This window comes from Alishewanella sp. WH16-1, from assembly GCF_001441695.1.
GTDB classification, from domain to species: domain Bacteria; phylum Pseudomonadota; class Gammaproteobacteria; order Enterobacterales; family Alteromonadaceae; genus Alishewanella; species Alishewanella agri.
In genome coordinates, this window is the sequence record NZ_LCWL01000080.1 from 1 (window position 1) to 14030 (window position 14030).

The 14030-nt window shown below is 51.6% G+C and carries 11 protein-coding genes; 6 read left to right on the forward strand and 5 right to left on the reverse strand.

Going from position 1 to position 14030, the window contains the following annotated elements; translation table 11 throughout:
- Positions 1–52 precede the first annotated feature (52 nt).
- A complete protein-coding gene (locus tag AAY72_RS07660) occupies positions 53–2911 on the reverse strand; it encodes a TonB-dependent receptor domain-containing protein (protein ID WP_057786553.1) in 2859 nt (952 codons plus the stop codon).
- Between the two features lie 258 nt (positions 2912–3169).
- Positions 3170–4342, reverse strand: coding sequence for a cystathionine beta-lyase (locus AAY72_RS07665; RefSeq protein WP_057786555.1), 1173 nt, complete (start codon positions 4340–4342; stop codon positions 3170–3172).
- A 239-nt stretch (positions 4343–4581) separates the two neighbouring features.
- Between AAY72_RS07665 and AAY72_RS07670 the strand changes: the two genes are divergently transcribed.
- Entirely contained in the window at positions 4582–7080 is a 2499-nt protein-coding gene (locus tag AAY72_RS07670; RefSeq protein WP_057786557.1) for a TonB-dependent siderophore receptor, read from the forward strand.
- 93 nt (positions 7081–7173) lie between these two features.
- On the opposite strand, the gene AAY72_RS07675 is transcribed toward AAY72_RS07670, so the two are convergent.
- Entirely contained in the window at positions 7174–7944 is a 771-nt protein-coding gene (locus AAY72_RS07675) for an EAL domain-containing protein (protein WP_057786558.1), read from the reverse strand.
- Between the two features lie 82 nt (positions 7945–8026).
- Entirely contained in the window at positions 8027–8680 is a 654-nt protein-coding gene (locus AAY72_RS07680) for a class II aldolase/adducin family protein (protein WP_057786562.1), read from the reverse strand.
- A gap of 151 nt (positions 8681–8831) precedes the next feature.
- On the opposite strand from AAY72_RS07680, the gene ubiD reads away from it, so the two are divergent.
- The 4 genes from ubiD to AAY72_RS07700 all read left to right on the forward strand — a co-directional run bounded on the left by ubiD (position 8832) and on the right by AAY72_RS07700 (position 12649).
- Entirely contained in the window at positions 8832–10316 is a 1485-nt protein-coding gene (gene ubiD / locus AAY72_RS07685) for a 4-hydroxy-3-polyprenylbenzoate decarboxylase (RefSeq protein ID WP_008985090.1), read from the forward strand.
- A complete protein-coding gene (locus tag AAY72_RS07690; protein WP_008985089.1) occupies positions 10313–10591 on the forward strand; it encodes a 2Fe-2S iron-sulfur cluster-binding protein in 279 nt (92 codons plus the stop codon). Before ubiD ends, AAY72_RS07690 begins: the two co-directional genes overlap by 4 nt.
- 26 nt (positions 10592–10617) lie before the next feature.
- Entirely contained in the window at positions 10618–11325 is a 708-nt protein-coding gene (gene fre, locus AAY72_RS07695; protein WP_008985088.1) for an NAD(P)H-flavin reductase, read from the forward strand.
- Between the two features lie 94 nt (positions 11326–11419).
- Positions 11420–12649 (forward strand): TonB family protein, encoded by a 1230-nt coding sequence (locus AAY72_RS07700; RefSeq protein WP_057786559.1) that lies wholly within the window; start codon positions 11420–11422, stop codon positions 12647–12649.
- A gap of 35 nt (positions 12650–12684) precedes the next feature.
- Here AAY72_RS07700 and AAY72_RS07705 read toward each other — a convergent pair whose 3' ends face one another.
- Positions 12685–13401: a hypothetical protein gene (locus tag AAY72_RS07705; protein WP_057786560.1), complete on the reverse strand. Its 717-nt coding sequence runs from the start codon at positions 13399–13401 to the stop codon at positions 12685–12687.
- Between the two features lie 182 nt (positions 13402–13583).
- On the opposite strand from AAY72_RS07705, the gene AAY72_RS07710 reads away from it, so the two are divergent.
- Positions 13584–13991: a thioesterase family protein gene (locus AAY72_RS07710; RefSeq protein WP_008985085.1), complete on the forward strand. Its 408-nt coding sequence runs from the start codon at positions 13584–13586 to the stop codon at positions 13989–13991.
- Positions 13992–14030 lie beyond the last annotated feature (39 nt).

A 14030-nucleotide genomic window follows, 5' to 3' on the forward strand; every position in this document is an offset into this window, starting at 1 on the left:
TTGTGTATAAGAGACAGGCACTTAGGCCGGGTTGGATAGTTAACCGCTGTGCTTAGAAAGCGTAAGAGAAGCTGGTGTAGAAGAAACGGCCGATATTGTTGTACAGGCCGGTTTCAGCTGTGGTGCCAGTACTCACGCCCGGTAAGTCACGGTCTAGCAGGTTATCGATACCGAATGCCAGTTTAACGCCGCTGACAAAGTCGTAACCCAGGCGGATATCAGTTACGAAGTAGCTGCCGTAACTCATAATATCGCTTGGATCCGGGTTCAGCGCCAGTGACTGGCTGGTGAACAGTGAAACCGCATCGATATAGCGGGTTTTCACACCAGCTGTCCAGGCATCGTAACGGTAGTTCACGCTCAGGTTGGCTTGCCAGGTCGCGTCACCGGCAACTCCGGCGTTCTCAATATATTCGCTCGGGAAATCCTGGAACGAATAGGTTTTGCGCGACTCCAGCCAGGTACCAATTAACTTGGTATTGAAGCGGCCGCCCAGCGCATCGAAGTCATAGCCAAATTCAAAATCAATACCACTGGCCGTTTGTGCCGCCACGTTTTGCACCACTGACGTAATCAGTTCCGGGGCCAGTGTTTGCGGGTTACGCTGCACCAGATTACAGAACTGCATGTTCGGGCCAGTAGCCGAATCGACACAGCGGTTCAGAATATTCTGTGCTGAAATCGCCGCGATAGCATCGTCAATTTCAATCGACCAGTAGTCAACCGTCAGGCTAAAGCCGCTGATAAAGTCTGGCTGATACACAAAACCAACAGTGTAACTATCTGACTTTTCAGCACGCAGGTTCGGGTTGCCACCACTTAAGCCTTCAACTGTCGCGGCTGGGCTATTCAGCTGAAAGTCTGGGGCAATACCGATAGCCGCACAGTTATTGACCCGGGTCTGGCTCTGACGTTCTGTCGTCGCACAAGGGTCAGTGATGCGGAAGAAGGTTTGGTTTTGCGGGCCAAACAGCTCGCTGATATTTGGCGCCCGCAGCGCTTCAGAGTAGGTTGCCCGTACCCGGAACTCGCCGTTCAGGCTCCAATCCAGACCGGTTTTCCAGCTGGTAGCATCGCCAATGGTACTGTAGTTGGCATAACGCACCGCAGCATCAAATACCAGATCCTGAATCAATGGCAAATCAGCCAGTACTGGTACCGACACTTCAGTAAAGGCTTCTTTCACATCGAATTCACCGCGCATATATTGCAGTGAATTCAGGAAGGTGGCGCCGGTAGCGGCAAAGCGATCCGGCACCGATTCACTTTCTTCTTTCCGGAACTCAGCACCGGCAGAGAAACCGACCATACCGGCTGGTAATTCGAACAGACCGCTGTTGTTAACGCTGGCATTCGCCACTTGCTGGCGAATGGTGCTGTGGCTGTAAGAGGTGGTATTAAACCAGTTACGTGCCGCATCATTAATAGCGTTGTCGCCAAACAGGCTGGTTGGTACACAACCATTGGCACGGGCGGTGGCATCGCGACAAACGATATTACCATTGCCATCGAATACCGCATCCACTGACTGCGCGAAGTTAGTGCGGATCAGATTGTTATAGTTAACCTGCTCCAGCTTGGTTTCGCCATGAGTGACATAGGCTTCAAAGCCCCAGTCTGCTGACAATTCACCCTGAGCTCCGGCAACAAAACGTGAGGTAGTACGGGTGTTTTGCTCAAAGCGACGACCGGCATCTTTCTGGAAGCGGTGAATACGGATCGAAGCCAGATTATTGGCGTCCATCAGCGCTGCCATGCTGTCATCCAGATACGCATTGTCACGCAGAATGCGGATAGCAGAGCCATATTCAAAGAACGATGGCTGGCCTTCACTGCTGCCTTTGCTGCGCACATATTTGCCTTCGGCAAACAGATTAATACTGTCTGTCAGGTCAAAGTTCGCTTTCATATTCAGGTTCTGACGGTTAAAGCTTGGCTGCAGATCCTGATATTGCCGTAAATCTAAAAATTCACAGCTGCTGCAGTGTTCAATATTGCCATAGGTAGTACCCAGGTCCTGCAAGCGCACACTGCCATCCTGATTGAAGATGTACCAGTTGCCATTTAAATTAAAGTTACCGGCGGTAGAACTGTCATACCAGCCAGCATTGGCAACAGTAATCCGATCCGGAATACCATCGTGAATAAAGACGCCGTTGCTGTCCCGACCATCACGGTCAGCCGGGTTAGCAACTGCCATATAAGAGGTACGGGTTTGCCGGCGATCAGTGGCGTTCATGCCTTCCTGGCCAGAAAACTCTGCTGCGACCGCAAAGTTACCGCGGCCGGCCGCAAAGTCAGTACCAAAGGACAGCAAGGCTTTATGGTTATCGTACGGATTATCTTCGGCAAAGCCACGGCTAAGTACCAAATCAAAACCCTGAATATCTTTTTTCAGCTTAAAGTTGACTACACCAGTAACGGCATCGGCACCATAAACCGCTGAAGCACCACCGGTAATAATTTCTACTGAGTCTAACCAGGCAGTCGGAATGCTGTTGGTATCGACCGCGGCGCTACCGGCACTGCTGGCGACATGGCGACGGCCATCCACCAGCACCAGCGTACGGGAGGCACCCATGCCGCGTAAATCCAGTAAGCTTAAGCCGGCAGTACCGATAAAGCGCCCGGCGTTAGCCAGTGAGTAAGTGGCAGCCAGTGACGGTAATTCTTTTAACACTTCACCAATGTTCATGGCGCCGGTTTCCACCAGATCGCGACCAGAAATCACCGTTACCGGTGACGGGGCTATGGCACCTTCACGCAGAATGCGCGACCCGGTAACCTGAATACGCTCTGGCGCTGCTTGCGGGCTTTCTTGCGCCAGCACCAATTGTGGACTGACGGCAGCAACGGTAACGGCCACCACACTTAAACGCAAAGAATTCACTTTGGATAACGATACAGACATGCTTGCTCCTGAATAAAACAGCCAGTGGCTGATACAACTCAGCAGTACCTGTACCGGCACTGCTGCAGAGGGCGCGCATTGTAGGGAATCGTGGTGAAATCGCCAGCAAAAACTGCCTGAAAAATACCGATTGATGAGTATTTATGCAGTTCCTGAATAAGAAAAAATCAAACTGATGGCTTTTAAGGCAGCATAAGAAAGGGCTGATGCAGCTTGAGTCTTTGTGGGACCAAGCCTCAAACTGTATAGTTATGCAACTCAACCAGCAGCATGAAAGCGCGTAAAAGCCGCTGCTAAATCGGCGACTAAATCCTCCGGATCTTCCAGGCCAATATGCAGTCGAATCAGCGGTCCGCTATAGGGCCAATCACTAGCCTGTCGCAATGCCTGCACATTAAAGGTCGCGGTGATCAGGCTTTCGTAGCCGCCCCAGGAAAACCCCATCTTAAAATGCTGCATGCCTTCAATAAAGGCGGCAACCTGCTGTTGGCTACCTTGCTTTAATACAAACGAAAACAGTCCATTACTGCCGCTAAAGTCGCGTTTAAACTGCTGATGGCCCGGATGATCAGCAAAAGCCGGATGCCTTACTGTCTCTACCTCGGGCCTCTGTGCCAACCAGTGGGCAACCTGTAACGCATTTTGCTCGTGTTGCTTTAACCGCACTCCTAAGGTCCGTAAACCACGGCTGGCAGCATAGACATCATCAGCCGAAGCACAGTAACCCATTAAATAGCTATGCTCACGCAGTTGCGGCCAGTACTGCTCGGTAGCAGTGGCGGTACCGAGCATGACATCAGAATGGCCGATAATATATTTAGTCGCCGCCTGAATTGAGATATCCACGCCCAGTTCAAAGGGCTGACACAAAATCGGTGAGGCCCAGGTATTATCCAGTACCGTAATGATTTGACGCGCCCGCGCCACCGCACAAATCGCTGGTATATCCTGCACCTCCAGCGTCAGCGAGCCCGGCGATTCCAGAAAGATCATCCGGGTATTGGGTTTAATCAATGCCGCAATACCGGCTCCGATCAGCGGGTCATAATAAGTAGTCTCAATCCCCAGCCCAGCTAGTAACTTATCGCACAGGGCCCGGGTCGGTTCATAGACACTGTCCACCATCAACAAGTGATCGCCCTGCTTTAAAAACGCCAGTAAAGCACCTGATACCGCAGCGGCACCACAGGGATAGAGTGCACAACCCACGCCGCCCTCCAGCTCACACATGGCTTCCTGAAAAGCGAAATGAGTTTGGGTACCGCGTCGGCCATAATAGGGTACCCGGTTACCACGTTGCTTCGTCGCCTCACGCAATTCCTGCATGGTATCAAATACGATGGTGGAGGCGCGTACCAGTGGTGGATTTACGGCACTGCCTGTCCATTGCCTACTGCGACCGGCATGAATTAACTGGGTATTTTTTTTCATGTTGGTGCTCCAATTCGACCAAAGTGGCGTAGTAAAGACATCCGGAAGTCTGTATACTCTAAAATATCGACATCCTAAGGCATAATTTAGTCAACGTCACGCTATCTTTAATTGCGGTACTGGTTTGACCCCAGGTTATTTAAGCTCTAGCTTTAATTATGAAACCTAAGCAATCTTAACAGTAATGTCATACACATCTTAAGGTTGTGGCGGGAAATAACAACAAGGAGATAACACCTATGCACAGCTTCAAGCCCCACCCTCTTGCTTTAGCCGTGACGCTGGTGCTCACCAGCCCTTTGGCTTTAGCGCAGCAAAGCAATACCAGCGAAACAGAAGAAAAAGCGGAACGCATTGAGCAAATTGTAGTCACCGGTACCCGGGTAGCCGGCCGCTCAGTGTCGGATACGGCAGTGCCTATTGACATCGTAAGTGCCGAAAGCTTAACTCGCGCTGGCTCTACCGAACTGAACCAGGTGTTATCTACCGCCCTACCATCCTTTAACTTTCCGCGCCCCGGTCTCACCGATGGTACCGACACCGTACGCCCGGCCACGCTGCGTGGTTTGGGACCAGACCAATCTCTGGTGCTGGTTAACTCGAAACGCCGGCATTCAGCTTCATTGGTTAACGTTAACGGCTCTGTCGGTCGGGGTTCGTCCGCAGTAGACTTAAATACGATTCCCACCGCGGCCATCGGCTCAGTCGAGGTACTACGTGATGGGGCTTCGGCCCAGTATGGTTCTGACGCAATTGCCGGGGTACTGAACGTGCGGCTACGTGAAGCCAGTGAGGGTGGCAACTTTACCACGTCCTATGGCTGGCGCGAATCAACTTACACGACACCGACTACACCACCACCAGCCGGCGCTACCTGGAGTGCGCCCGCTAATATTGAGCGTAGCCGTACTGACGGTGAAACCTTGACTTTAAGCGGCTGGCGCGGTTTTGACTTGGGCAATAATGCCTTTTTAACCGTCTCTGCAGAGTATAAAGACGCCGAGCGTACCGAGCGCGGCGGCTGGGATTACCGGCAGCAATATCCGTTGGTTAATGGCCAGTTTGATGAGCGTGAAACCTTCTTTAACCGCTTTAGTGCCTGGTACGGTGAGCCGGAACTAGAGCAGTTCACCCTGTTTGCCAACGCTGGTAAAACACTGGATAACGGCAAAATTTATGGCTGGTTAAGCTATCAGGATCGCGAAGCACGTTCAGCAGGCTTCTATCGCCCGGCTAACGATTCCCGCAACATCCCGGAAATTTATCCGAACGGTTTCCTGCCAATTATTGCGCCGGATGTCACCGATGCCAGTGCGGCGGTGGGTTATGAATTCGACGTTGGCGAGTGGACTATTGACACCTCCTTGGTCTGGGGCCAAAACCGCATGGCCTTTACTATCGAAAATACGCTTAACCGCTCCATTGGCCCATTAAGCAAAACTGAGTTTGATGCCGGTGGTTTCCGCTATGGCCAGGCGGTGTTTAACTTATCCGGGGTGCGTTCTTTTAATGTTGATGGCTTAGCCTCACCGCTTAACGTCGCGACCGGTATCGAAATGCGCCGTGAGCGTTACAGCATCTTTGCCGGCGAGCCGGATTCCTGGCGCAATGGTGGTGTGCTATTAAATGGTGCCCCAACTCCGTCTGGCGCTCAGGTTTTTCCTGGCTTCCGGCCATCAAATGAAGTGCGGGAAACCCGGCGTGCTTTGGGTGCTTATGTCGATTTAGAGGCAAACCTTACTGACAATATGCTAGGCTCAGTGGCAGTTCGTGCCGAAGATTATTCTGACTTTGGTAGCAATGTCACCGGTAAAGCCGCGTTACGTTACGACTTTACTGATAACTTCGCCATCCGTGGCTCGCTGCAAAACGGCTTCCGTGCGCCGTCGCTGCAACAACAAAACTTCACCGCGACCTCTACCAACTTTATCAATGGTGTTCCTTTTGATATCACAACTTTCCCAGTCAGCGATCCGGTAGCACAAGCTTTGGGCGCGCAAGCGCTGGATGCGGAGGAATCGGTAAACTATTCACTGGGCACAGTGTTCCGGATTGGCGGCGTTTCAGTCACCATCGACGGCTATCGGATCGATATTGACGACCGTATCGTGTTGTCAGAAAACCTGACAGCAGCAAATGTGCGGGATTATCTGACGTCACAAGGCTTTATTGGTATAGGTGGCGGCCGCTTCTTTATCAACGGCGTTGATACCGAAACCAAGGGTGTTGATGTGGTGATTAACTGGAGCTTACCAACTGATAAGCTTGGGTTGTTCGATTTTACCTTAGTGGGGAATTACAACGAAACCAAGGTGACGTCAGTACCGGAAACCTCACAGTTATCGGCGTTAAATCCGGCGCCGACACTATTCGGCCGTGTAAACGTGCTGACCTTTGAAAAAGGCACACCGAAAGATAAATACGGCGCCACCGTAAACTGGAGCTTTGATAATTTAAGCGCCACCTTGAAAGCGACCCGCTATGGTGAGGTTTTAGCGCCAGGTACAACTCCAGCCACTGACTTTATCCTAAGCCCAAAAACCCTGGTTGATCTGGAAGCCCGTTATGAGTTTAACGATAACTGGACGCTGGCCTTTGGCGCGGACAATATCTTTGACCAATATCCGGATGCTTTCCCGATTAACCTGAATACCACAGGCGCTACCTCGTTCTCGAACTATTCACCGTTCGGACGTTCTGGCCGCCTGTTCTATGGTCGGGTTGCCTACAACTTCTAACAGTAGGTCAGCAACAGCAAAGGCGCCATGTTGGCGCCTTTGCATTTCGGCTTGTTAACCTTTTCTGATTAGCGATTGTGATGGCGGCGCGGCCTAATTTAAACCCTGGATATCTGCCAGCGGCGCTAATTTTTCCAGCTCTGGCCGGGCAAAATAATAACCTTGTAAAAACCGAATACCGACGGAGGTCAGGTACTCAAGCTCCTCCTTAGTTTCAATCCCCTCCGCTAACACCCGGGTGCCCTGTAATTCGCACTGCTCAATCGTGCGCTCAACAATAAACTGTTTTGCCGGGTTTTTATCGATATTGCGGATTAACTGCATATCCAGCTTTAAGATATGCGGTTTTAATTCAATCAACCAATCCAGCGTGGCGTAGCCTGAGCCATAATCATCAATTGCCGTCTGAAAACCACGTTTGGCATAACTTTGGAAAATCCGGTTTAAGTGCGCCTTATCCGGGATTTGCTCACCTTCGGTGACTTCAAAAATCAGCTTGGTTAAATCAAAACCGTAGGTATCCGCCGCTTCAATGGTGGCTTTGATACAGGTTTCCGGGTTATACACCGCATTGGGTAAAAAATTGATATTTAAAAAGGTTTTACAGCCTAATCTAGCTGCCGTTTCGATTGCTTTTACCCGACAAGCCTGATCAAAGTAATATTTATTATCGTCATTAATATGCTGAAACACCCAGCCGGCACCCTCACCATTGGGCCCACGCACCAGCGCTTCATAGGCGATAATGCTCTTCTCCCGCCAATCAATAATAGGTTGAAAAGCCATGCGGATCTGAAAGCCAAGATCCTGACCACTAAGACAATCGCTACAGGTTTGTTGTTTGATATTAGCCGGAAACTGCATCTTACTGGTGTCTCTACACTTGTCGGTTTATTAGTTTTACCAGAAATTTCTGGCTGTTGCCTGTTTTTCCGGTATTTTTTCGCTAACCGGGCCAAAGATTCGGCTCAGCGCCCAGTGCCATTGCCTTGGCATAGTATTCGGCCAACACCTGAAACGCCGCAGCAGCAGTGTTGCCAAATGTCACAACGCCATCTTCGTGCCCCGCCATAGTAAAAATACCTTGTCTGGTTACAGTGGTAGCACTAAATAACCTTGCCACCTCCGCTGCCATTTCTACCGTGCCATAAGGAATCTCAGCGGCGGTTTGTGGCAGCTGTAATTCGTTGGCCAAATGCCAGATCGCCGGGCAATGGGCGTGGATGACAAAATTAATGCCGGGGTCCAGCAAATATAGCTGGCCATGGGTCATAGCTTCAGATGATGGTTTGCAGGGACCTGTCGCCGCAATCTGATTCAGTTCGGGCTGGCAGTGGCTCACCAACGCATAATCGGCGGCGGTTAATACCGCTTTGCCTCCGGTTTGGGTGCCACTAATCAGGAACTGGTCAGTACCCGGTAAACGCTGGCTGATATTACCAAAACCGTAGTTATCATAACGTAATGGATGCTGGCCCAGCATGCCGAGCTGCACACAGAGCGTGCGCCAGGCAGTTAGCTCACTGATATCGGCCGCGGCTGTTAGCTCAGCTTGCTGATAACTTAACTGAAATTTTATAACCCCTTCTTGCTCAGTCATCGTATAACCCGCGTCACTGTTTTTTCGCATTATAAAAGGCAGCTTCGGCTTTCCCCAGCCGCATAGCAGGCCAAAACTGGCAGGAAATGGCTGGCAATGTATAATACGGTCAGCTTTTGTCAGGCTGCGGCTGACAACATTAAGGGCAAAGATGAAATATAAAGATTTACGCGACTTTATTGCACAGCTGGAGCAGCGCGGTGAACTGGTGCGGATCAGTCAGCCGGTGGATCCGGTGCTGGAAATGACCGAAATTGCCGACCGCACCCTGCGCGGTGGCGGCCCCGCCTTACTATTCGAAAACCCGAAAGGCTTTACGATCCCGGTACTGGCTAACTTATTTGGTACCCCAAAGCGCGTGGCGCTGGGTATGGGCCAGGACGAGGTGTCTGCGCTGCGTGAAGTTGGCAAACTGCTGGCCTTTTTAAAGGAGCCGGAGCCACCGAAAGGTTTAAAAGATGCGTTTAGCAAGCTGCCGATCTTTAAACAAGTGCTGAATATGTCGCCCAAGCAAGTAAAAAAAGCAGCCTGCCAGCAAGTGGTATTAAGCGGAGACCAGGTGGATCTAACCAAGCTGCCGGTGATGACCTGTTGGCCTGGCGATGCCGCGCCGCTGATTACCTGGGGTTTAACGGTAACCAAAGGCCCACATAAAGAGCGGCAAAACCTTGGCATATACCGGCAGCAGGTACTGGGTAAAAACAAAGTGATTATGCGCTGGTTATCGCACCGTGGCGGCGCACTGGACTTTTTTGAATGGCAAAAAGCCCATCCGGGCCAACGCTTTCCGGTTGCTGTGGCCTTAGGCGCCGATCCGGCGACCATTTTAGGTGCCGTAACACCGGTACCAGATACGCTATCGGAGTATGGTTTTGCTGGTTTGTTGCGCGGTGATAATACCGAAGTGGTGAAATGTATCAGCAATGACTTACAGGTACCGGCCAGTGCCGAGTTTGTGCTGGAGGGCTATATCGAGCCGGGCGAGTTGGCACCGGAAGGCCCCTATGGCGACCATACCGGCTACTACAATGAGGTGGATAACTTCCCGGTATTTACTGTGACCCATATTACCCATCGTGAAGATCCGATCTATCACAGCACCTATACCGGCCGGCCACCGGATGAACCTGCCATCCTGGGTGTGGCGCTGAACGAAGTCTTTGTGCCGATTTTACAAAAGCAATTCCCGGAAATTACCGACTTCTATCTGCCACCTGAAGGCTGCTCATACCGGCTGGCCGTGGTGACGATGAAAAAGCAATATCCGGGGCATGCCAAACGGGTGATGATGGGCGTTTGGTCTTTCCTGCGCCAGTTTATGTACACCAAGTTTGTGATCGTTTGTGATGATGATATCAACGCCCGCGACTGGCAGGATGTGATCTGGGCCATTACCACCCGGATGGATCCGGCGCGGGATACCACCCTGGTGGAAAATACGCCAATTGATTATCTCGACTTTGCGTCACCGGTATCCGGTTTAGGTTCAAAAATGGGGATGGATGCCACCAATAAATGGCCAGGCGAAACTAACCGTGAGTGGGGCGAGCCTATCGTGATGGATCCGGCGATTAAACAGCGGATTGATGCCTTATGGCCGTCGTTGGGTATCACTTTACCAGAGCAAAAAACATGAGCTATCAGGTACGGATCCTACCGGCAAAACTAACCTTTGAGGTAGCAGAAGGTGAAAGTATCCTCGCTGCGGCCTTACGCCAGGGTATCGATTTTCCGCACCGCTGCCGCCAGGGTGTCTGTACCAGTTGCGTATGCAAATTGCGCAGTGGTAGTGTCAGTTACGCCGACCCTAGCCCATTAACCGAAACCGATCGCCAGCAGCAGTTTGTCTATTGTTGCCTGGCGACTGCAGACTCAGATTTAGAGCTGCACCATCCTTTTATCCGCGGTTAGTTGCCGCCAGAACCATTGAGAGCTTTATGAACACCATTTCTTGCCAGGTTATTGCTATTAGCGCTTTGACACCGGTGGTCAGCAAAGTATTGCTGCAACCGGCGCAGCCAACTAGCTATACGCCTGGTCAGTATTTACAGCTGTGTCTGACTGAAAATGACAAAAGACCTTTTTCGATTGCCAGCATTCCTGCACAAGATCTGCTTGAACTGCATATCGGCGCGCCAGCAGGCGATAACTGGTCCAGCGCTGCGCTACAGCATTTACAGCAAGCGTTTGCGCAGGGCTTATCGGTACAGGTTGAAGTCGGCTTAGGTCATGCCGGTTGGCGTCAGGACAGCGCGCGACCAGTCATCCTGTTAGCCGGTGGCACGGGTTTCTCTTACGTGCACAGTATTGCTATGGCACTGGCCGCAGCGTCACAGGATAAACCGGTATTTTTATACTGGGGGGTGCGGCAGGAAGATGCCTTGTATTATCAGGCCGAGCTGCAACAATGGGCAGCGGCAAATGCTAAATACCGCTTTATCCCGGTAGTGCAAGAGCCTGGCGCCAACTGGCAGGGCCGGAGCGGCCTGGTGCATGAAGCGGTGTTACAGGACTTTGTCTCACTGGAAGCTTACGATATCTATATCGCCGGCCCCTTTGCCATGGCCGGGGTAGCCCGCGAAGCTTTCGCCGAGCAAGGTGCACATCGCGAACAGATGTTTGCAGATGCATTTGCTTATATCTAGGGCGTGTTAAAAAGTACGCAGCGGAATTATAGATTGACCTGAGCAGGCAGCTTGTTATTATCTAATTGATAACAACATTAATAGGGATGTTAAAATGTTTAAGCGTTTTGCTTTTTTGCTACTCTGCTGCAGTTTCACACTCAGAGCCGACTGGAATCAGGCGTTGCTCGCCTACGAGCAACAGGATTACAACACTGCCCGATTGCACTTTAGTGAGCTCGTGAAAGTGGGTAATGCCAACGCCATGTTCAGTCTGGCGGCGATGTATTTTAACGGTGAAGGACAAGACGCGGATAAAGTGCAGGCAGCCGCCCTATTTAAGTTAGCGGCAGATTTTGGACACGCCGATGCCACGGCGCTCGCGGCACAACTCGGTGCCAGCTTGCAGCCAGCGGAGCAGACCAACTATGCGCAGATGGTACAGCAATGGCAACAACAGGTGATGGTACCGGCCGGGCCAGCAATGCTAACGCGCCCATCCGTTGCTACAGCTGCTCAGCCGATACGCCGGGTTGAACCGCGTTATCCGGTAGATGCCGCAAGACGCGGCCAGTCAGGCTATGTAAAAATGCATTACCGGGTCGATGAACAAGGACGGGTCACGGATATCATGGTATTGGATGCTTATCCGCAGCAGCTCTTTATCAAAGAAGCGCTGAAAGCCCTGCAAAGCTGGCGTTATAGCAGCGGTAGCCCGCAACTGACGGTAACGGAATTAAGCTTTACGCTGGAAATTCCCGGCCAGGCCAGGTTAAATATCCCACGCCTGGAGCAGGCGTTATTTCAATCCAAACTCTGGGATTTAGCGGTTGCCGGCTCCGCTGAGCATCAGTTAATCCTCAGCCAACTGTTGCGCCATTTGGTAACGCAAGGGGCTCATCACTTTATCATCGACCCGGCATTACCCTTAACAGCACCAGATTTGAATTTACTCCAGCCAGAATTAACCGTGAAAGCGGATTTTACCACTATCGCGCAGCAGACACTGGTGACTGTTGACCCGTCGGGAGTTATCACGACAGCAGAGGCAGACCCGGCGCTTATTGGTAAACAATTATCAGGTGTTAAAACTGCCGGACAGTTTTTGCTGGAACCCCGTACCGTAAACACTAAAGCAGAAGTCTTTGTGCAGCCGGCACTGACGGTTTCCCGGGCCTGGTCGGCGGATTATTGGCTGGAGCAGGCAGCGCGCAATGGTCAAATCGACGCTCAGCGTAATCTGGCAGCGACCGATCAGCATTGGTTGAACTATCTGTTAGCTAAGCAAGACCCCGTTGCCATCAGCTGGCAGGCAACAGGTTTGCTTGCCCAACATAATCATTGAGCTATCAGGCTTTAGCGGGCTGTCGCGTAAACTCACTAACGTGACAGCCACTTCGCCATAGTCTGGCGGAATAGTATGGCATCATCGCTCTCCTTGCATGGCACCCCTTTCAGCTTTATCAACTGCTCAAATCCCGACAGCGCCGGATCAGCAATCAAACAGCGACCATTCACCCGCACTAATTGTTTGCCGTCATGATAAGTAAAAAGCACACTCTGCTCTGGCGTGGCATCGGGTTGTTGCCAGCGCTCACTGCGGCTGGTCGGGATCTGTTGCTGTTGTCGCCTCCAGCCAACATAATCCGGTGCCGGCTGCTGATACTGATTAGCAAGGCTCGCCAGACTACGTTCAGCTAAACCCGGGCGCGACAGCGCTAGGCGTTCAGACACTGCTGTGTCATCTGTGCCAGCAAGCTGCGCTTGCTCCGGTTTAGCTTGGTCCACTTGCGGCTGTGGATTATCTGATACGTCTGGCTTTTCTGAGGTAGATCTGACCGGCGCTACGGCTTCAGACCCAGGTACTGTTGCAATTTCGGCCGCTGACGATGATACCGTCGGTGCTGGTAATGCAGACAGCGGTGCAGCGACAGGCTCAGTAATCTTGGGTGGCGTATACAAATAGCTGCTAATCACCGCAGCCTCTGGCGGCTCGGCCATCTTTACAGGTCGCAACAACACCAGCAACACAGCCAGATGCAGCAGCAGTGCCCAACACACAGGCCGGAAATAATCGTGATGCCAAGTCCCTTGCATAATGCTCTCACCCCAATGACCAAGCTAAGACTGCCGCACCGACTGAAAATTCCGCCAGCCGCCACCATGGCACGTAAAATGTCCGTTGTTCACCGGCATTAGTGGTTGATAATCGCCCACGACATAGTATTTACAACGCTTTCATGCCAGAATCAGAGTAATTGCACTAAAGGAAAACTGTTATGCAACATAAAACCCTGATTAAGGTTCGCGGCTACCATTTAGATATCTATCAGCATGTAAATAACGCCCGTTATCTGGAATTTCTGGAAGAAGCGCGCTGGGGCTATCTGGAAGATAGCGGCGATATCGAATGGTTTGCCAAACATGGTCTGGCCTGGGTGATTGTGAATATCAATATTAACTACCGGGTAGCCGCCACCATGGGCCAGACGCTGGAAGTCTTTACCCGCTTTAGCAAGATTGGCAGTAAAAGTGCTGTCGTATCACAGGAAGTGCGGATCGCCGGCTCCGATGCCGTGGCAGCTGATGCTCAGGTGACCTTTGTTTGTCTGGATCAGAAAACCGGCAAGGCAGTGCCAATTGAGGGCGAATTGCGTGAGCGTTTAACTCAGCATCTGAGTGAATAAAAATCGGCTTACAACAAGAAAGCGGCAGCTGCCGCTTTC